Source organism: Isoptericola luteus, assembly GCF_020297055.1.
GTDB classification, from domain to species: domain Bacteria; phylum Actinomycetota; class Actinomycetes; order Actinomycetales; family Cellulomonadaceae; genus Isoptericola; species Isoptericola luteus.
Genome location: NZ_JAIXCQ010000001.1, coordinates 492,079 through 511,577, shown reverse-complemented (window position 1 = coordinate 511,577; position 19,499 = coordinate 492,079). Strand labels below are relative to the sequence as shown.

17 protein-coding genes are annotated in these 19,499 nt (G+C 74.5%); 8 read left to right on the top strand and 9 right to left on the bottom strand.

The window, feature by feature from the left end; translation table 11 throughout:
* Window positions 1–31: 31 nt before the first annotated feature.
* The gene (locus tag LEP48_RS02455) at window positions 32–1,351 is read right to left on the bottom strand and encodes an MFS transporter (RefSeq protein WP_225563925.1); all 1,320 of its coding nucleotides are present in this window, start codon (window positions 1,349–1,351) and stop codon (window positions 32–34) included.
* 221 nt (window positions 1,352–1,572) lie between these two features.
* Here LEP48_RS02455 and LEP48_RS02450 point away from each other — a divergent pair, with 221 nt between their 5' ends.
* A complete protein-coding gene (locus LEP48_RS02450; RefSeq protein WP_225563924.1) occupies window positions 1,573–3,201 on the top strand; it encodes a sialidase family protein in 1,629 nt (542 codons plus the stop codon).
* Between the two features lie 140 nt (window positions 3,202–3,341).
* Here the strand turns inward: LEP48_RS02450 and LEP48_RS02445 are convergent, their stop codons facing one another.
* Entirely contained in the window at window positions 3,342–5,909 is a 2,568-nt protein-coding gene (locus LEP48_RS02445) for an ATP-dependent Clp protease ATP-binding subunit (protein ID WP_225563923.1), read from the bottom strand.
* Between the two features lie 229 nt (window positions 5,910–6,138).
* Between LEP48_RS02445 and LEP48_RS02440 the strand changes: the two genes are divergently transcribed.
* Complete coding sequence (locus tag LEP48_RS02440) at window positions 6,139–6,879, top strand: hypothetical protein (RefSeq protein WP_225563922.1); 741 nt, start codon at window positions 6,139–6,141, stop codon at window positions 6,877–6,879.
* A gap of 142 nt (window positions 6,880–7,021) precedes the next feature.
* Window positions 7,022–7,900 carry a universal stress protein gene (locus LEP48_RS02435; protein ID WP_225563921.1) on the top strand — a complete coding sequence of 293 codons (879 nt, stop codon included), beginning with the start codon at window positions 7,022–7,024 and terminating at the stop codon, window positions 7,898–7,900.
* A 59-nt stretch (window positions 7,901–7,959) separates the two neighbouring features.
* Here LEP48_RS02435 and LEP48_RS02430 read toward each other — a convergent pair whose 3' ends face one another.
* The 5 genes from LEP48_RS02430 to LEP48_RS02410 form a co-directional block, all read right to left on the bottom strand.
* Complete coding sequence (locus tag LEP48_RS02430; protein WP_225563919.1) at window positions 7,960–9,204, bottom strand: cystathionine gamma-synthase; 1,245 nt, start codon at window positions 9,202–9,204, stop codon at window positions 7,960–7,962.
* Window positions 9,205–9,235: 31 nt separating this feature from the next.
* Complete coding sequence (locus LEP48_RS02425; RefSeq protein WP_225563918.1) at window positions 9,236–10,645, bottom strand: cystathionine beta-synthase; 1,410 nt, start codon at window positions 10,643–10,645, stop codon at window positions 9,236–9,238.
* 115 nt (window positions 10,646–10,760) lie between these two features.
* Complete coding sequence (locus tag LEP48_RS02420) at window positions 10,761–11,237, bottom strand: hypothetical protein (protein WP_225563917.1); 477 nt, start codon at window positions 11,235–11,237, stop codon at window positions 10,761–10,763.
* Window positions 11,238–11,344: 107 nt separating this feature from the next.
* On the bottom strand, window positions 11,345–12,358 hold the full coding sequence (locus LEP48_RS02415) for a glycoside hydrolase family 43 protein (RefSeq protein WP_225563916.1): 1,014 nt from the start codon (window positions 12,356–12,358) through the stop codon (window positions 11,345–11,347).
* A gap of 171 nt (window positions 12,359–12,529) precedes the next feature.
* Window positions 12,530–13,162, bottom strand: a complete 633-nt coding sequence (locus LEP48_RS02410; protein WP_225563915.1) for a pentapeptide repeat-containing protein — start codon at window positions 13,160–13,162, stop codon at window positions 12,530–12,532.
* A 58-nt stretch (window positions 13,163–13,220) separates the two neighbouring features.
* Between LEP48_RS02410 and LEP48_RS02405 the strand changes: the two genes are divergently transcribed.
* On the top strand, window positions 13,221–13,829 hold the full coding sequence (locus LEP48_RS02405) for an alpha/beta hydrolase family protein (protein WP_225563914.1): 609 nt from the start codon (window positions 13,221–13,223) through the stop codon (window positions 13,827–13,829).
* Window positions 13,830–13,924: 95 nt separating this feature from the next.
* The gene (locus tag LEP48_RS02400; RefSeq protein WP_225563913.1) at window positions 13,925–14,752 is read left to right on the top strand and encodes a hypothetical protein; all 828 of its coding nucleotides are present in this window, start codon (window positions 13,925–13,927) and stop codon (window positions 14,750–14,752) included.
* Window positions 14,753–14,846: 94 nt separating this feature from the next.
* On the opposite strand, the gene def is transcribed toward LEP48_RS02400, so the two are convergent.
* Together def and LEP48_RS02390 are read right to left on the bottom strand one after the other, a co-directional pair.
* Window positions 14,847–15,533: a peptide deformylase gene (def, locus tag LEP48_RS02395; RefSeq protein WP_225563912.1), complete on the bottom strand. Its 687-nt coding sequence runs from the start codon at window positions 15,531–15,533 to the stop codon at window positions 14,847–14,849.
* 71 nt (window positions 15,534–15,604) lie between these two features.
* Window positions 15,605–16,756, bottom strand: coding sequence for a cytochrome P450 (locus tag LEP48_RS02390; protein WP_225563910.1), 1,152 nt, complete (start codon window positions 16,754–16,756; stop codon window positions 15,605–15,607).
* 189 nt (window positions 16,757–16,945) lie between these two features.
* Here LEP48_RS02390 and LEP48_RS02385 point away from each other — a divergent pair, with 189 nt between their 5' ends.
* From LEP48_RS02385 to LEP48_RS02375, 3 genes are read left to right on the top strand one after another with little or no spacing between them, the layout of a single operon-like run.
* Entirely contained in the window at window positions 16,946–17,368 is a 423-nt protein-coding gene (locus tag LEP48_RS02385; protein ID WP_225563909.1) for a uracil-DNA glycosylase family protein, read from the top strand.
* Window positions 17,365–18,093, top strand: coding sequence for an ABC transporter ATP-binding protein (locus LEP48_RS02380; RefSeq protein ID WP_225563908.1), 729 nt, complete (start codon window positions 17,365–17,367; stop codon window positions 18,091–18,093). The genes LEP48_RS02385 and LEP48_RS02380 overlap by 4 nt, the downstream gene beginning before the upstream one ends.
* The gene (locus LEP48_RS02375; RefSeq protein WP_225563907.1) at window positions 18,090–19,496 is read left to right on the top strand and encodes an FtsX-like permease family protein; all 1,407 of its coding nucleotides are present in this window, start codon (window positions 18,090–18,092) and stop codon (window positions 19,494–19,496) included. The genes LEP48_RS02380 and LEP48_RS02375 overlap by 4 nt, the downstream gene beginning before the upstream one ends.
* The last annotated feature ends 3 nt before the right edge of the window (window positions 19,497–19,499 follow it).

Here is a 19,499-nt window from a genome sequence, read left to right as displayed (position 1 = left end):
GTCATCGTCGCCCGCGCCGTGGCGCCCGCCCTCATCGCCGCGCCTCCTGCGGAGCGAGCCGGCGCAGGAACGCCACGGGCACGACGACGAGCAGCGCCACGACGGCGGCCGCCACGAAGATCCACGGCGTCGGCACCTGCTTGACCACGCCGAGGTCGACGTACGTCTCGTTCGCCCCGGTGATGACCCACGCCCCGAGGAACGGCCCCGCGACCATGGGGATCGCGACCATGGCGATCATCCGCAGGCCCTGCACCATGCCGACCCGGCCGGCGGGGGTCGCGTCGCGCACGCTCGCGGCCAGCGCGGCGACGGCGAGGAGGAAGCCGCTCATCATGACGGCGCCCGCGACGATGACGGGGACGGTCCCGCGGGCGACGAACATCCCCAGCAGCCCGGCGGCGAGCACGGCGGCGGCGGGCAGGATCATGCGCTGCTTGCCCACGCGGTCGATGACGCGCCCCCCGAGCACGCTCACCAGGGAGGCGGCGACCAGCACCGTGGCGAGCACCAGCGCGTAGGCCTCGATCCGCAGGTACCGCTGGATGTAGATGATCAGGTACGGCAGGAACACCTGGGTGCTGGTGCCGACGACGGCCCAGGCCGCCAGGAGCAGGTAGAGGCGCGGGTGGCGGCGCACCGTGGCCGGACGCAGGCCGTGCACCAGGGCGGCGAGGTAGCCGTCCGCGGGCGGGCGCACGGCGACGGGCTCGCGCACCAGGAACGCGGCGAGCACCCCGACGGCGGCGGTGGCACCGCCCACGAGGCCGAAGAACAGCTCCCAGCGCCCGGCCCGGGTCAGCGGGTCGAGCACACCGAACACGACGAGCATCGCCACGAGCGGCATGATCGCCAGCACGCCGTCGACCCGGCCGCGGTTCGCGGGCGTTGTGGTCTCGGTGACCCAGGCGTTGAACGCGGCGTCGTTCGCGCCCGAGCCGAAGACCGACATGGCGCAGTCGAGCACGACGATCGTCACCACGGCGGCACCGACGGTCGTCACCACAGGCGCCGCGGCCGACGGCGAGACGAGGCCGAACGCTGCCGTGGTGGCGCCCCACAGCACGTACCCGGCCGCGATGAACGGGCGCCGACGGGCCACCCGGTCGGACCAGGTGCCGACGAGGAACGTGGCCACGGTGGCGGCGATCGCCGAGGCCGCGACCAGGACGGCGAGCACGGTGGGGTCGGTGGAGATCGTGTCGTAGACGAACACGTTGAGGTACATGTTCTCGACGGTCCAGGCGAGCTGTCCCACGAGGCCGACGACGACCACCGTGAGCCAGGCCCGGGCGCCGAGCGCCTCGGTGCGGGGGCGCGCCGCGGGCACGGCACGCATGGGGGTCGTCATCGGCTTCCTTGCTGACGTCGGTCGTGAGACGGCTGATCCTAGGCCCCGGCCGGGACGGGACGGCACCGCGGGCAGGACCCGTTGCGCGAGGCACCGCCGAGGCCCTAGGTTGGCCTAGACATCAGACATCCGATGTCATGCAACGTACTGCAAGGACCGAGTGGCACCGTCGCCGCACCACGGCCCGGCGTGCCGCTCGCCCACCCCGAGGAAGGACGAGCATGCCCCTGACCGGAACAGCCGGCGCCGCACGCCACCGGCGCTCCACCCACGTACCCCGGACCGCGCGGGCCGCCGCGATCGCGATCTCCCTCGTCGTCGCGGGCTCCCTCGCCGGCGCGCCGGCCGGGGCGCACCACCTGGACCCCGCACCCGACCACGACGTCGCACCGCCCGCCGGGGGTCCAGGCACCTCCAGCGAGGTGCAGCTCGCCACGAACGGCTCCGGCGGGTTCCCGAACTACCGCATCCCCGCCCTCACGGTGACGAACGACGGCACGGTGCTGGCCTCCTACGACGGACGCCCCACCGGAGGCGACTCGCCCGCACCGAACTCGATCCTGCAGCGCCGCTCCACCGACGCCGGCGCCACCTGGGGACCGCAGGAGGTCGTCGCGGCCGGGCGGACCGCCGCGCCCGTCGAGGGCTACTCGGACCCGAGCTACGTCGTCGACCGCGAGACCGGCACGATCTTCAACTTCCACGTGAAGTCCTACGACCAGGGCTTCTGGGGCTCCAGGGCCGGCACCGACCCGGACGACCGCAACGTCATCCAGGCGAACGTCTCCGTCTCCACCGACGACGGGCGGACGTGGACGCCGCGGACCATCACCGCCGACGTGACGGGGTCGACCGGCGCGCGTTCACGCTTCGCGGCGTCGGGCCAGGGCATCCAGCTCAAGTACGGCGAGCACGCGGGCCGCCTGCTCCAGCAGTACACGATCATCAACGCCGCGGGCACCGTCCAGGCGGTGTCGGTCTACTCCGACGACCACGGCGCCACCTGGAAGGTCGGCACCCCCGTGGGCACGGGCATGGACGAGAACAAGACCGTCGAGCTCTCCGACGGGCGCGTCATGCTGAACTCGCGCGACTCCGCCGGGTCGAAGTACCGCAAGGTCGCGTACTCCACCGACGGCGGCGTCACCTACGGCGCCGTCACCCTCGACCGCGAGCTGCCCGACCCCACGAACAACGGGGCGATCGTGCGCGCCTACCCCAACGCCCCGCAGGGCTCCGCCGAGGCCAAGGTGCTGCTGTTCTCCAACGCCGCGTCGCAGAGCGCACGCGTCAACGGCACCGTGCGGGTCAGCTTCGACGACGGCGAGACGTGGGCCGCGTCCCGCGTCTTCCGCTCGGCCGGCATGGCCTACTCCACCCTCGCGACGCTGCCCGACGGCGACGTCGGCATCCTGTTCGAGCCCGGCGGCGGCAACGGCGGCATCCGGTTCGCCAAGGTGGACCTGGACTGGATCCTCGCCGGCACGGTCGCGCCGGGCACCCTCCAGGTGGGCGACGCGACCCTGACCGCCCCCCAGGAGGCCTACGCCGTCGGCGACGTCCTGCGGTTCTCCTTCGCGGTGCGCAACCTGTCGGACGCGACGACCACCGTGGTGCCGACCGGCAACCTGGCGAACCTCGACCCGGCCACCAGCGCCCGCAACTGCCGCTGGCGCAACCTCCCGGCCGGCGGCACGTACACGTGCACCTTCGCGCACCACGTGGTGACGGCCGCGGACCTCGCCGCCGGGTCGTTCACGCCCACCACGACGTGGACCTCGACGTCCGGGGACCGGGTGACCACGCTGGAGCGCTCCGGGCCCGCCGTGGCCCTGCCCAGCGCGGGCTGACGGACCATGCGCGAGCTGTCAGGCTCTCGTGCACGTATGGGTGCACGTGGCCCTGACAGCTCGCGGTTCCAGGCACGACGAAGGCCCCGGACCCTGTGAGGAGGGTCCGGGGCCTTCGGCCTGCCTAGCGGCTCAGAGCGTCACTCGGCGCCGGCCTGCAGCTGCCCGGTCGGGGGCAGGTCGCGCACCGAGACGCCGGTGGGGGCGTCGAGCGCCGCGGCGGCACCGACCGAGACCGGGCCCCGCTCGTGCTCGCTCTTGGGCACCCCGCGGAAGGTGAACTCCCCGAGGATGCCCTCGCCCTCGCCGTCGACGATCACGAGCTCGCCGGCCGTGATGTCGCCGAACAGGATCTTCTCGGACAGGGTGTCCTCGATCTCCCGCTGGATGGCGCGCTTGAGCGGACGGGCGCCGAGCACCGGGTCGTAGCCCTTCTCCGCCAGCAGGTTCTTCGCGGCCGGCGTGAGCTCGATGCCCATGTCCTTGTCGCGCAGACGCTTGTCCAGCTTGGCGATCTCCAGGTCGACGATCTGGACGATCTCGTCCTGGCTGAGCTGCGGGAACACGACCACGTCGTCGACGCGGTTGAGGAACTCCGGCCGGAAGTGCTGCTTGAGCTCCTCGTTGACCTTCGCCTTCATCCGCTCGTAGGAGGTCACCAGGTCGCCGCCGGAGTTGAAGCCGGTCTGGACGCCCTTGGCGATGTCCCGCGTGCCGAGGTTCGTGGTCATGATGATCACGGTGTTCTTGAAGTCCACCACGCGGCCCTGCGAGTCGGTCAGGCGACCGTCCTCGAGCACCTGCAGCAGCGAGTTGAAGATGTCGGCGTGCGCCTTCTCGACCTCGTCGAACAGGACCACCGAGAACGGCTTGCGCCGCACCTTCTCCGTGAGCTGGCCACCCTCGTCGTAGCCGACGTATCCGGGCGGGGAGCCGAACAGCCGCGACACGGTGTGCTTCTCCGAGAACTCGGACATGTCGAGCTGGATGAGCGCGTCCTCGTCGCCGAACAGGAACTCGGCGAGCGCCTTGGCCAGCTCCGTCTTCCCGACGCCCGTGGGCCCCGCGAAGATGAACGACCCACCGGGGCGCTTCGGGTCCTTGAGGCCCGCACGGGTGCGACGGATCGCCTGGGACAGCGCCTTGATGGCCGTGTTCTGCCCGATGACGCGCTTGTGGAGCTCGTCCTCCATGTGCAGGAGCTTGGAGGACTCCTCCTCGGTGAGCTTGAGGACCGGGATGCCCGTGGACATCGCCAGCACCTCGGCGATGAGCTCGTCGTCGACCTCCGCGACGGAGTCGAGGTCGCCCGACTTCCAGGCCTTCTCCTTCTCGGCGCGCTGGGCGGTGAGCTGCTTCTCCTTGTCACGCAGCCCGGCGGCCTTCTCGAAGTCCTGCTCGTCGATCGCCGACTCCTTGTCGCGGCGCGCCTCGGCGATGTCCTCGTCCAGGGCCTTGAGCTCCGGCGGGGCCGTCATGCGGCGGATGCGCAGGCGCGCGCCCGCCTCGTCGATGAGGTCGATCGCCTTGTCCGGCAGGTACCGGTCGTTGATGTACCGGTCGGCGAGCGTGGCGGCGGAGACGAGCGCCGCGTCCGTGATGGACACGCGGTGGTGCGCCTCGTACCGGTCGCGCAGGCCCTTGAGGATCTCGATGGAGTGCTCGAGCGTCGGCTCGTTGACCTGGATCGGCTGGAAGCGGCGCTCCAGCGCCGGGTCCTTCTCGACGTACTTGCGGTACTCGTCGAGCGTCGTGGCGCCGATGGTCTGCAGCTCGCCGCGGGCCAGCATCGGCTTGAGGATGCTGGCGGCGTCGATCGCGCCCTCGGCGGCACCCGCCCCGACGAGGGTGTGGATCTCGTCGATGAACAGGATGATGTCGCCGCGGGTGCGGATCTCCTTGAGCACCTTCTTCAGGCGCTCCTCGAAGTCACCGCGGTACCGCGACCCGGCGACGAGGGCCCCCAGGTCGAGCGTGTAGAGCTGCTTGTCCTTGAGGGTCTCGGGCACGTCGCCGCGCACGATGTCCTGTGCCAGCCCCTCGACGACCGCCGTCTTGCCGACGCCGGGCTCCCCGATGAGGACCGGGTTGTTCTTGGTGCGGCGGGACAGCACCTGCATGACCCGCTCGATCTCCTGGCTGCGCCCGATCACCGGGTCGAGCTTGCCCTCGCGCGCCGCCTGGGTGAGGTTGCGCCCGAACTGGTCGAGGACGGCGGAGCCGGACGGCTGCCCCTCGGCCGGACCGCCGGCGGCCACGGGCTCCTTGCCCTGGTAGCCGCTCAGCAGCTGGATGACCTGCTGGCGCACCTTGTTGAGGTCGGCACCCATCTTGGTGAGCACCTGCGCCGCGACGCCCTCGCCCTCGCGGATGAGGCCGAGCAGGATGTGCTCGGTGCCGATGTAGTTGTGGCCCAGCTGCAGCGCCTCGCGCAGCGAGAGCTCCAGCACCTTCTTGGCGCGCGGGGTGAACGGGATGTGACCGCTGGGGGCCTGCTGGCCCTCGCCGATGATCTCCGTGACCTGCGTGCGCACGCCGTCGAGCGAGATGCCCAGGGACTCCAGGGCCTTCGCTGCGACGCCCTCACCCTCGTGGATGAGGCCGAGCAGGATGTGCTCGGTGCCGATGTAGTTGTGGTTGAGCATCCGCGCTTCTTCTTGAGCGAGGACGACCACCCGACGGGCTCGGTCTGTGAATCTCTCGAACATGTGCTGCTCCCTCACGAGCGGCGTTTCCCTGCACCCCGTCGGATTGACGGCTACAGCCTGACCGCTACGACTCTATGCGTTCGCAACCCGCCAGGAGCCCCTGGTAAGCCCATGTTCGCCAGGGGCGTGACGGCGCGGCACGTTGCCACCCGCGCGCACGGCGTCCAGGCTCGGGAGCAGGAGGTCGGCTCGCACCGCGCCACACGGCTTCGCGACACAGGGGGTCCCCATGGACGGCATCGATCGGCAGGACGGCGGAGCTCCGGGGGACGGGACCGCTCCCCCCGGCCGGCTCTCGTGGGCGGGCGACGACGACCGCATCGCCCGGTTCTCCGGCGTCGTCGGTGAGGTCACCGACCCGCTCACCTGGGGGTTGGACCTCGAGGACGAGTCCCTGACCGGGCCGGGCGACGAGGACGACCCGACGTGCGAGCGCTTCGTGCGCGCCTACCGGTGCTTCACCGGCGAGGCGCTCGAGGTCGAGACCCTCCGCGCGGCCGCGCAGGACGAGGACGTCGAGGACGTGGTGCGGGCCGCGTGCTCCGGTGCGCTGGCGGCGCCGCTGCACGCGGACATCGCCGCCCCCGTCGAGCCGGACGCCCCGCCCCGGCGGCCAGGGGCGGCCGACGCCGCCGTGCCGGACTTCGCCGACTCCTACGAGGACTATCGCAGCGCGATGCGCGCCCTGGTCGCCGAGGTCGACGAGGCACCGCTGCGCACCGCGACGTTCGACGTCGACGGCGAGCCCGTGCCGAGCGTGGAGGTGACCGCCCGCGGCACCCGTGCCGTGTACGTCGTCGCGGCCGACCGCGCCCTCGTCGTCACCGGCCCCGCGGACCTCCTGGGGCAGGTCGACGTCGTCACCCGGCCCGTGGCCGACCTGATCGGGGGGCAGGACCGGCGCGACGGCCGGGGCACCGACCCGGAGCCGCCCGGCCCGCCGGTGCCTCCGTTCCCCGGCGGGCGCTGAGCCGCTCCCGACGGCCGCCGGCCCGGTGACCTCGAGCCGGTGAGCCCGGAGGGTCGGCCCCGGCATATCCTGCAGCGAGGACGAGGACGAGGTCGGCGGGGCGGGTGGCCCGTGGCCGACCTCATGACGAGAGGCAGGCGGCATGCGCGGCATCGTGGTCGGGGTCAACGGTTCGGTCGAGTCCGACGAGGCGCTCGACTGGGCGATGCCGGAGGCGGCCAGCCGCCAGGTCCCGCTCACCGCGGTGTACGTCACCCGGGACGGCGCGGCGAGCGACGAGGCCCAGGGCGACCACGACCTCGTGACCGACATGCTCGACCGGTCGCGCGCACGGACCGGCAGCGCGGCCGAGGCCACCGTCCACCTCGCCTCGGGCCCTGCGGCGGACGCCCTCCTGGCGGCGGCGGACGACGCCGACATGCTCGTGCTGGGCCGTCGGCGGCGGGGGCGGCTCGGTCGCCGGGTGCTGGGCTCGGTCTCCACGACCGTCGCCGAGCACGCGCGCATGCCGGTGACGGTGGTGCGGCACGGCGACCCCGCGGACCCGGAGGACGGGACGATCACCCGCGACGACGCGCCGCGCCCCGCCGAGCGACCGAAGCGCGTCGTCGTCGGCGTGGACACCTCCGAGCCCAGCATCGCCGCGCTGCGGCACGCCGCGGAGGTCGCCGTCCGGCGCGACGCCGAGCTCGAGGCCGTCTTCGCCTGGCAGATCACCACGCTCGCGCCGCTCCCGGGGTCGTGGGGCTGGGCGCCGCCCATCGACGACTACGAGCGGTTCGCCCGCGAGGCGCTGGACGCGGCCGTCCGCAAGGCCGGCGTGACGTTCCCGGTCGACCGGCTGGTGCGCACGGTCGCGCACGGCCAGGCGGCCAAGGTGCTCGTGGCCTCCGCCGGGGCGGCCGACCGGCTCGTGGTGGGCGCCCGGGGCCTGGGCGGGTTCGACCGCCTGCTGCTGGGCTCGGTGAGCCGCCAGGTGCTCGACTACTCCCCCTGCCCGGTCACCGTCGTGCGGGGCTGATCCCCCCGCACGACGGCGGCGGCCGGCACGGCTGGGCCAGTGCAGCGGGGCCGGTTCGACTAGGCGAGGGCGCGCGCGAGGTCCGCGACGAGGTCCTCGGCGTCCTCGATGCCGACCGAGACGCGGACGAGGTCCTCGGGCACCTCGAGCGACGTCCCCGCGACCGAGCCGTGCGTCATGCGGCCGGGGTGCTCGATGAGCGACTCGACCCCGCCCAGCGACTCCGCGAGCGTGAAGACCTGGGTCCGCGCGACCACGTCGAGCGCGGTCGCCTCGCTGCCCGTCCGGAAGGACACCATGCCGCCGAACCCGCTCATCTGGCGCGCGGCGAGCTCGTGGCCCGGGTGGGACGTCAGGCCGGGGTAGATCACCTCGGTCACCGCGGGGTGCGCGACGAGGAACTCCGCGACGGCGGCGGCGTTGGCCTGGTGCCGGTCCATGCGCACGGCGAGGGTCTTGAGCCCGCGCAGCGTGAGCCACGCGTCGAACGGCCCGGCGACGGCGCCCGACGAGTTCTGGTGGAAGCCCACCGCGCCCGCGACGTCCGTGCCGCCCGCGGGCGAGGCGAGCCCGCCGGGGAGCTGGGCAGCGGTCGCGACGACGAGGGCGCCGCCGACGACGTCGCTGTGCCCGCCGATGTACTTGGTGGTGGAGTGCACGACGACGTCGGCCCCCAGCGCGAGCGGCTGCTGCAGGTACGGCGTCGCGAACGTGTTGTCCACGACGAGCAGCGCGCCGGCGTCGTGCGCGACGCCGGCGAGCGCGGTGATGTCGCTGATCCCGAGCAGCGGGTTGGTCGGGGTCTCGACCCACACCACCTTCGTCTCGGGCCGCACGGCCGCGCGGACGGCGTCGACGTCGGCGAGGTCGACGGGCGTGTGCTCGATCCCCCAGGGGCCGAACACCCGGGCGACGAGGCGGTACGTGCCGCCGTACGCGTCGTCGGGCACGATCACGTGGTCGCCCGGGCGCAGCACCGCGCGCAGGAGCGTGTCCTCCGCGGCGAGCCCGGAGGAGAACGCGTACCCGCGCGCGGCGGGCCCGCCGTCGCCGGTGGCGGCGAGCCCGCCCGACTCCGCGGCGGCGAGCGCCTCCTCGAGCGCGGTCCGCGTCGGGTTGGCCGAGCGCGAGTACTCGTACCCGCCGCGCAGGCCTCCCACGCCGTCCTGCTTGTACGTGGAGACCTGGTAGATCGGCGGGACGACGGCGCCCGTCGTCGCGTCCGGGTCCTGCCCCGCATGGATGGCGCGGGTGGAGAAGCCGGTGGTGGTCCAGTCGGGGTGCTCGCTGCTCGGGGTGCTCACGGCTCCAGCGTACGTGCGCCCCGCGGGGACGTCAGCGGGCCGCCACGAACCCCAGCAGGTCATGGCGGGTGAGGACGCCGACGGGGTCGCCGCCCTCGACGACGAGCAGCGCGTCGGCGTCGTGCAGCGCGGCGCGCACCGCCTCGACGCCCTCGCCGGACCCGATCAGCGGGAGCTTGGCACCCATGTGCGCGTCCACGCGGTCGGCGAGGGAGGCGCGGCCGGAGAACACGGCGTCGAGCAGCGCCCGCTCGGTGACGGAGCCGGCCACCTCCCCGATCTTCACGGGCGGCTCGGCCCCGACGACCGGCATCTGCGAGACGCCGTACTCGCGCAGGATCTCGATCGCGTCGCGGACGGTCTCGGCCGGGTGGGTGTGCACGAGGTCGGGCAGGTGCCCGTCCTTGGCGCGCAGGACGTCGCCGGCGGTGACGCCCTCCTCGTCGGGCAGGAACCCGTATGACCGCATCCAGGAGTCGGAGAAGATCTTCGACAGGTAACCCCGGCCGCCGTCGGGCAGCAGGACGACGATCACCGCGCGCGCCGCCGCGGCGGGGTCCTCCTCCTCGAGCCGGCGGGCGAGCCGCAGCGCGGCCTCGACGGCCATGCCGCAGGAGCCGCCCACCAGCAGGCCCTCCTCGCGGGCGAGGCGGCGCGTCATCGCGAACGAGTCGGTGTCGGTGACGGGGATGACCTCGTCCGGCACCGTCGGGTCGTAGGCGCCGGGCCAGAAGTCCTCCCCGACGCCCTCGACGAGGTACGGGCGGCCGTCGCCGCCGGAGTAGACGGACCCGGCCGGGTCGGCGCCCACGACGCGCACGCGACCGCCGACGGTGGCGTCACGGTCCGCCGAGACCTCCTTGAGATACCGGCCCGTCCCCGTGATCGTGCCGCCCGTGCCGACGCCGGCGACGAAGTGCGTCACCCGTCCGTCGGTGTCCTCCCACACCTCGGGGCCCGTCGACTCGTAGTGCGACAGCGGGCCGTTCTGGTTGGCGTACTGGTTCGGCTTCCAGGCGCCGGGGATCTCGGTGACGAGCCGGTCGGAGACGGAGTAGTAGGAGTCGGGGTCGTCCGGGGCGACGGCGGTGGGCGTCACGACGACGCGTGCTCCGTACGCGCGCAGCACGTCCCGCTTGTCCTCGCTCACCTTGTCGGGGCACACGAACACGCACTCGTAGCCCTTGCGCTGCGCGACGAGCGCGAGGCCCACGCCCGTGTTGCCGGACGTCGGCTCGACGATGGTGCCGCCGGGCCGCAGCTCGCCCGACTCCTCGGCGGCCTCGATCAGCTTGAGGGCGATGCGGTCCTTGACGGAGCCGCCGGGGTTCACGTACTCGACCTTGGCGAGGATGGTCGCGCTCAGGCCTTCGGTGACACGGGACAGCTTGACGAGGGGGGTGTTCCCGACGAGCTCGGAGATGTGCTCTGCGTATCTCATGCCCTGATCATGCCCTCAACGCCGGTCTCGTGGTGCTCCCCCGGGCTCCGGCACGGGATGCCGCGCCGCCTCGAGGCGCGGGCGGGTCCAGAGGCGCCCGCGGCGGTTCGCGTGCTCAGGCGCGCGTGGCCCACGCCGCGAGAGCGAGGGCGACGGCGTCCTCTGCCAGTGCCGCGGGCAGGTCCGGCCACCCGCGTCTCGCGACGGCGGACCGCCACGCCGCTCCCAGGCCGGTGCCGGCCAGTCCGGCGAGCGCCCCGGCGGCCGCGGCGACCAGGGTGTCGGGCACCGGGGCCCCCCGGCGCCGGGCGAGGAGCACGCCGCCCACGGCGCCGCTGACGGCGCGCCCCTCGGGGCCGTGGTGCTCCAGCCGGCTGGGGGTGGTGGGCAGCGTGTCGCCCACGAGCTCGCCGACGACGGCCAGGACCGCGACGGCCCGCACGGCGGCGGAGGGACGGTGGGCGGCCGCGGCGGACCGGCCGGGCGCGCACCGCGGCACCGGGCCGAGGATCGGCGCGGCGGGGCCGAGGGTGGCGCGCGCGCCCGCGGCCAGGCCCAGTGCGAGCGCGCGGACGGGCAGCGGTGCGGTCATGCGCCCACCATCGCACCGGGCCTGCGCGGTCTCCACCGGAACCGGTGACGTCGTGATCTCTTCCCTTCTCGGCCCCGGACGCGAAGAGATCACGACGTCACCGGTCGCTAGAGGACGTCGACCGACGTCGGCGTGGGCCGCGTATCGGGCACGGGCGTGCCCCACACGGGCTCGCCGTCGGCGTCGAAGGGCAGCAGCTGTGCCCGCGCGTGCCGGTTCGGGTCCCACAGCGGGTCGCCGGAGATCTCGGTGGTGGTGCGGGCGTGGTAGACGAGGACGACGTCGCCGTCCGGGGTCTGGGTGAACGAGTTGTGGCCCGGGCCGTACTGGCCGGCGGCCGGATCGCTCACGAACACCGGCTCGGCGCTCTTGGTCCACGACGCCGGGTCCAGCAGGTCGGCGCCGGCGTCGGCGGTGAGCAGCCCCATGGCGTAGTCGATGCCGGTGGCCGCGCCGGAGTACGTGAGGAAGACGCGCCCACCGCGTACCAGCACCGCCGGCCCCTCGTTGACCCAGAAGCCCTTCGTCTCCCAGTCGAATTCCGGCCGGGAGAGCTCGACGGCCGCCGTGGCGAGCGTCCACGGGTTCGCCATCCGCGCGATGTAGAGGTTGGAGTGCCCCTTGACGTCCGCGTGCTGCTGCGCCCAGACGAGGTACTGCTCGCCCCCTGCCACGAAGCTCGTCGCGTCGAGGGCGAACGACTCCCAGCCGGTGTCCACCTGGCCACGCTCGACCCACTGGCCCGTGAACGGGTCGTCCGCGGTGTTCTCGATGACGTAGACCCGGTGGTCGAACGTGTCGTCGGCCCCGGGTCCGGGGGCCGTGACGGCCTCGTCGGGGGCGGCGGCGTAGTAGACGTACCAGGCGTCGTCCAGGCGGTGGAGCTCGGGGGCCCAGATCAGGTGGGACTGCGGCCCGTCGTCGTGCCGACGCCAGATCGTCACCTCGTCCGCGGCCTGCAGGTCCTCGAGGCGCTCCGCCCGGCGCAGCACGATCCGGTCGTAGGCCGGGTGCGAGCCGGTGAAGTAGTACGCGCCGTCGTGCCTGAGCACGCACGGGTCTGCACGCTGCAGCACGATCGGGTTGATCGCGTCCACGTCTGTGTCGTCCTGGGTCGTCATCGTTCTCCTCCGGGTTCCTGCACGGGGCCGGCGGGCGTCGCACGTCGACGCCCACCCCGAGGGTAAACGATGTAAACAAGATGGACGGCCGCGTCCGTCTCGCGCGCTCCTCGATCGCCGGGCCCGACCGGGACGCGTGCACCGGCGCCACGGACGGGACGCGGGGCGGCGTCAGCCCGTGACGACCGCTCCCAGGTTCTCCACCAGGGTGACCGCCTGCGCGGCGTCCAGCACCGCGCCCTCCAGCCGCACGGACCGCGGGTCGAGGGCGCTCAGGTCGGTGCCGCGAAGCGTCGCGCGGCGCAGGTCCGCGCCGTCCAGCACCGCGCCCGAGAGGTCGACCCCGACGACGGTCGCGCCCTCCAGCCGCGCCTGCTCGAGGTCCACCTCGCGCATCCGCGCCCCCTCGACGGTCGCGCCCGACAGGTCGGCGCGGCGCAGGGTGACGAACGACCAGTCGCCCCGCTCCACGTGGAGCAGGTCGAACGTGCAGTCGTCGAACGTCGACCCCACGAGCTTGCACCGCTCGAGGCGCGCGTCGAAGAAGTTCGCACGGCCGAACCGGCACGCGGTGAACGCGCACTCCGTCCACACCGAGGCGTTGAACCGCACCCCGCGAAACGTGCAGCCCTCGAACGTCGCCCCCACGGCGTGCGCCTCGGTGAGGTCCACGTCGACGAGCTCGACCCGCTCCAACGTGCGGCCCGACAGGTCGCGGCCGTACCAGTCCTCGTCCCGGACGATGCTGCCGGGGGTGATGTCCGGGGGGCCGCCCGCGGCGCTGCCGGGCTCGACGTGGCTCATGTGCGGACGGTACCGGCGGCGTGCGACACGCCCGCGGCGGGCCCGGCACACTGGGGGCATGACGTCGCCGTACCCGCAGGACCCCGCCGGCCTGCTGCTCACCCCCGGCGCGGGAGCGGGCCGCGACCACCACGGCCTGCTCGCCGTCGAGCGGGCGCTGGGCGAGCTGCCGGAGCCGGTGCCGGTCGCGCGCGTCGACTTCCCCTACCGGCTCGCGGGCAAGAGGGTGCCCGACCGGCCGCCGGTGGCGATCGCGCACCTGCGCGACGCCGCGCGCCGGTTCGCCGCCGAGCTCGGCACCACCACCGACAGGCTGCTGCTGGGCGGCCGGTCGTACGGCGGCCGGATGTGCTCGATGGCCGTCGCCGAAGGGCTGCCGGCCGCCGGGCTCGTGCTGCTCAGCTATCCGCTGCACCCGCCGGGCCGGCCCGACCGGCTGCGCGTCGAGCACCTGGGAAGCCTCGACCTCCCGGTGCTGTTCGTCTCGGGCGACCGCGACCCCTTCGGCACCCCGGAGGAGCTGGCCGCCCACACCGCGGCGATCCCCGGCCCGGTGACCCGGGTGACGCTGCCCGGCGCGCACGACGTCAAGGGCCGCGACGCCGACGTCGCCGCCGCGGTGGCGGCCTGGGTGCGGGGTTCGCCGCAAAGTCACCCGTCGCCCTGAGACAAGCCGCACCCGCAGCGGTTCCGGTTGCCCTACGATGTGTCGCGCCTGCCGGCGTCGCCGGCCCTGACGCGGAGAGGTCTCGCCAGGTCACCGTGCCCGCCGCCCGTTACTTCATCAGCGCGCTCGCGGCGGTCGTCGCCGCACTCGCCACGCTCCTCGTGCTGCCGGCTGCCGCCGCGGCACCCCCGCTGAGCACCGACCGCTATGCCCCCGTGTGGGTCAGCGCCGGGGGCGTGGCGTTCCCGGCGGGCGAGTCCGAGGGGGACGTCCGCTACGGGCTGCGCAGCCTCCGCGACGGGGGCGAGGCCACGCTCTCCGAGCCGGTGCCCGACGGCGCGGGCTGGGTCCCGTTCTCCGGTGCCGCGAGCGCGATGCCGGACGGCTACTGCGTGGCCTGGGTCAAGGTCCCGGGCGTCGGCTCGTGGTCCGAGGGACGATGGCGCCGCGCGTGCGACGAGCACCCCTTGGGGGGCGGCGCGCCTTCGGACTCCCCGAGCCCCACGCCGACGCCGACCCCGACCAAGGCCGCGACGCCGAGCCCCACGCCCGAGGACACGGCCACGTCGAAGCCGTCGGCGTCGCCGTCCGCCACCCCCTCGACGACGCCGTCGCCCAGCCCGTCGCCCAGCGCCTCCCCGAGTGCGTCGCCCAGCGCGTCGGCGTCACCGTCCGCGAGCCTGTCCCCCAGCCCGTCGCCGACCGTCCCGGACCCGGCCAGCTCGCAGGCCGCGCTCCAGAGCGAGCAGCTGCGCGACTCCTTCTCCCCCGACGACGCCGAGGACGGCGAGGCCGTCGCCGCGCCGTCGCCGTCGGACGGCACCGGGCCGGGCTGGTCCGCCGTCGGGATGCTGGTGGCGGTAGGCGCGATCACCGCCGGAGGCATCGGCGCCTGGCGGGCGCAGCGCGGCGACCGCCCCTGACGTCTCGGCCGCCTCGCGGCGGCCACGGCCACGGAGCCGGCCGGTGCGCTCGACGTGCCCCGAGCGCTCGGCACGGCCCCGTGCGCTCGCCGCGTCAGCGACCGCCGGCAGGCGCGTCCGGGTACTGGGCGGGCACCTTGTCCAGCTCGATCGCGAGCTCGCGCCGGCCAGCCAGGATGTGCGCGCGCTCCTCGTCGCGCTGCCGCAGCGCGTCCGCCTTGCCCTCGTCGCTCAGGTGGTCCCAGTAGAGCGTGCCGTCGAGGTGCTGCGCCTCGTGGATGAAGCAGCGGGCCAGGAACCCGACGCCGGAGAGCTGCACGGGGGCGCCGTGCTGGTCCACGCCGCGGACGCTCGCGCCGAGCGCCCGCTCCAGCGGCACGTAGGCGCCGGGCACGGAGAGGCAGCCCTCGTCGTCGGACTCGCTCCCGATCTCCTCGTCGATCTCCAGCAGGGGGTTCACGACGTGCCCGAGGTGCCGGTCCCCGCGCTCGTCCGTGAGGTCGTACACGAACACCCGCAGCCCGACGCCGACCTGCGGGGCGGCGAGGCCCACGCCCTCCGCGTTCTCCATCGTGGCGAACATGTCGTCGACCAGGCGGGCGAGCTCCGGGGTGGAGAACTGCTCCACGGCGGCCGCGGGGGTGTGCAGCACGGGCTCACCGATCTCGGTGATCCGGCGGACCTTGCCGCGGCGTGCCTCGGGCGCCTGCGCGGGGTACGGGTCGACCGCCTCGCCCAGCAGGTACGTGGTGGGTCGACGACGCCCGAAGCTCCATGCCATGCCGCCGAGCCTACCGGCGGCGTCCCGCACCGAGCCGCCGCCCGACGCCGCCCGACGCCGCCCGGCGCCGCTCAGGCCAGCACGACGGGCACCTGCGCCCAGCCCCCGGCAGGCGGGGCCTCGCGCACCGACGGCTCGTCCGCCGGCAGCAGCCGCTCGGTGCGGGCGAGCAGCTCGCCCACCGCCACGCGCAGCTCCATGAGCGTCAGCGCACGCCCGGGGCAGACGTGCGGGCCGGCGCCGAACACGAGGTTCGCGGCGGCGTTCTCCTCCGGCCGGAACGCGTCCGGGTCCCCGAAGACCTCCGGGTCCCGGTTGGCCGACGTCCAGCTCAGGACGACGCGCTCCCCCGCCGGGATGGTGCGGCCGCCGACCTGCACGGCGCGCGTGGTGCGGCGCCGGTTCGCGACGAACGGGTCGTCGATGCGCAGCACCTCCTCGATCGCGGCCTCGATGGCCGCGTGCTCCCCGCGGGCGACCCGCTCCCGGGTCACGTCCTGCCGGTCGGGGTTGTTCGCCAGCCGGTGGATCACGATGCCGAGGGACGCCGCGAGCGACCCCAGGTCGCCCGCCGTCCAGTTGCGCAGGATCGAGACCACCTCGGCGTCGGTCAGGGGGCGCCCGTACACCGTCTCGCGCATCAGCCGGGTCGTGACGTCGTCGGGGGCGTCGGCGCCCGCCTCGCGTCGGGCCCGCACCTGCGAGCCCACCAGGTCGTCGAACCGGGCGGCGACGGCGGCCGTGCGGGCCCGGTCGCCGGACCGGGTCGCGGCGTGGTTGTCCGCCATCCACGCGACCAGGGCGTCCTCGAGCTCCGCCGGCCAGCCGAGCCACGTGGCCTGGGTGCGGACCGCGAACGGGGTGCCGATCTCGGTGATCGCGCTGATGGTGCGCCCCCGCGGCAGCGCGTCCACGATCGCGGCCGCGTGGGCGCGGCACTGCTCCTCCTGCGCCGCGACGGCCTCGTCGGTGAGGTAGCGGTCGACGACGGCCCGGTACGCGGCGTGCTCGGCGCCGTCGAGGGAGTTGGGGATCGCCCGGTGGGAGCCGGCAGCGCTGGAGAAGGTCTCCGGGTCCGTCGCGGCGGCGACCACGTCGGCGTGCCGCAGCAGCGTCCAGGTGCCGAGGCCGTCGTGGTCGACGGGACAGGTCGCCCGCCGCGCGTCGAGCTGTGCGCGCAGGTCGACGGGTTCGGTGGCCTCGGTGTGGGAGTCGATCGTCATGGAATCACCGTATGCGGGCGAGCAACCGACCGGCACGCCATCATGACCGGAGCCCCGCCCGTCCGCCCCGAGGAGGCACCGTGGCCCGCACCCCCGACCGCCCCGGTGCCGGACGCTGGGTGCCGGACGCTGGGTGCCGGACGCTGGGTGCCGGACGCTGGGTGCCGGACGCTGGGTGCCGGACGCTGGGTGCCGGACGCTGGGTGCCGGACGGCGCCGAGCGGTCCGACGTGGACGCCCGCGGGCCGCGTGCTCGCCGACGCCCTCACCCTCCACGACGCCGGGCTGGACCCCGGCATGGTGCATCTCACGAACGCCGTCAAGCACTTCCGGCACGTCGAGGTGCCCGAGCGCGGCAAGCGCCGGCTGCACAGGACGCCCGCCGTCGCGCACGTGCGCGCCTGCCTGCCGTGGATCCGGGCCGAGACGTCCGCCGTGCGCCCGCAGGTGGTCGTCGCGCTCGGCGGGACGGCGGCGAGCGCCGTCCCGCCCAGGGTCCTCCCGGAGCCCCGTCATCCCCCCGTCATCCCCTGGTCGGATGCCGTCGGCACGCAAGATCCGCTCGTGGACCGACGCAGGAAGCCCCCACGGCGGGCATCGTGGACGCCATGACCCCTCTGCTGTCCGCCCGCGGCCTGTCGATGCACTACCCCGGCAGCCCTCGGCCCGCCCTGGACGCCGTCGACCTCGACATCGCGCCTGGCACGTCCCTGGCCGTCATGGGGGCGTCCGGGTCGGGCAAGACGACGCTGCTGCACTGCCTGGCCGGGATCCTGCGCCCCACCGCGGGCACGGTGGCGTTCACCGGTGCCGCCGGCACGGTGGACGTGGCCGCGCTCGACGACGACGCGCGGGCCCGCCTGCGGCGCGACGAGCTGGGGTTCGTGTTCCAGCAGGGGCTGCTTCTCAACGAGCTCACCGCGCTGGAGAACGTGGCGGTGGCGCGCATGCTGGCGGGGGTGCCGCGCCCGCAGGCGGAGGCGGAGGCCGCCCAGTGGCTGATCCACCTGGGGCTGGCCGGGCTGGAGCACCGGCGCCTCGGCGAGCTCTCCGGCGGTCAGGCGCAGCGGGTCGCGATCGCCCGCGCGCAGATCACCGGCGCCCGCCTGATCTTCGCCGACGAGCCCACGGGCGCCCTCGACTCGGCGACGTCGGACGAGGTGCTCGACCTGCTCCTCGCCGCGGTCGCCGCCGGGCGCACCCTCGTCGTCGTCACGCACGAGGCGGACGTGGCGCGCCGGTGCGAGCGGACCGTCGTGCTGCGCGACGGCCGCATCGTGTCCGACACGGCCGCCGCCTCGGCGTCGGCGAGCGGGACCGGGCAGGCCGCCCGATGAGCGCCCCCGCGACGGCTCCGCCGGTCGCCCCGCCGGCCGGCGGCCGTCCTCTCGGCGGCGTCGCCACCGCGTTCCGCCTGGCGCCGCTGTTCACCCGGCGGCGCGACGGCGACCGGATGTCAGCGCTGCTGCCCGTGGCCGCGTTCGCCGTCGTCACGGCACTGCTCGAGCTCGTCTCGGGAGGTGCGCAGGCGTTCTTCCGCTGGGACGACGAGCTCGCGAGCACCTATCAGGCGCTGGCGGTCATCGCGCTCGTCCTGCTGCTCGTGCCCCTGGGCACGGTCGGCGCGTCGGCGGCCCGGCTGGCGGCACGCCGTCGCGACGAGCGCCTCGCCTCGCTGCGGCTGCTGGGCGCGACGGCGGGCACCGTCCGCGCGCTCACCGTCATCGAGGCCGCGGCCACCGCGCTCGTCGGGGCGCTCGTGGGCACCGTGCTCTACACGCTCACCGCTCCCCTGCTCGGCCTGCTGCGGTTCCGCGGCGAGGCGCTCGGCGCGCAGGTCTGGGTGCCCTGGTGGTGGCTGCCGCTCGCCGTCGTCGTCGTGACGCTGCTCGCGGCCGCGAGCGCCGTGGCCGGGCTGCGCGCCGTCGTCGTCACCCCGCTCGGGGTGCGGACCCGGCAGCGGCCGGGGACGGCGCACTGGGTGCGCGCGCTCGTCGCCGTCGGCGTGCTCACGGTGGGCATCGGACTCATCCAGGGGCTGAACCTGTTCGGCGAGCTGGGCGGGATCATCGCGGTCATCGCCGTGCTCGCCGGCGTCTTCGCGGCGGTGCTGCTGGCGCTGGACGCGATCGGGCCCTGGGTGGTGCGCCTCCGCGCGCGGCGGCAGGCGCGCAAGGCGCAGACCGTGCCGCGGCTGCTGGCCGCGCGGATGGTGCTGGAGGACCCGAAGGCCGCGTGGCGCCAGGTGAGCGGTGTCGCGATGACGAGCTTCGTCGGCGTCTTCGGCGCGGTCGGGCTGGCGATGGCGTCCTACTCCGACAGCGCCTCGAACCCCGAGGAGGCGTGGCTGCTGCACGACGTCTCCACCGGCGTCCTGGTGACGGTGGCCGGGTCGTTCCTCATGGTGGCGTGCTCCGTGGGCATCAACCAGGCCGCGGCGACGCTGGACCGCGCCGTGGTGCACGTCTCCCTCGACCGGCTCGGGGTGCCGCGCGCGGTGCTCAGCGAGGCGTCGCGGCGCGCCGTCATGTCGACGCTGTGGATCGTGTCCGCCGGGTCGGCCGTGTGCGCGGTCGTGCTGCTGCTCCCGCTCGTGGGCATGGCGATCTTCGTGCAGCCGATCGCCGTCGTGACGGCGCTGGCGGTGTTCGCCGCCGGGTTCGCACTGGTGCGCGGTGCGGCGGCGCTCAGCTCCCGGCTGGTGCCGGGCATCCTGGCCCGACCGGAGCGGGTGCTCTGAAGC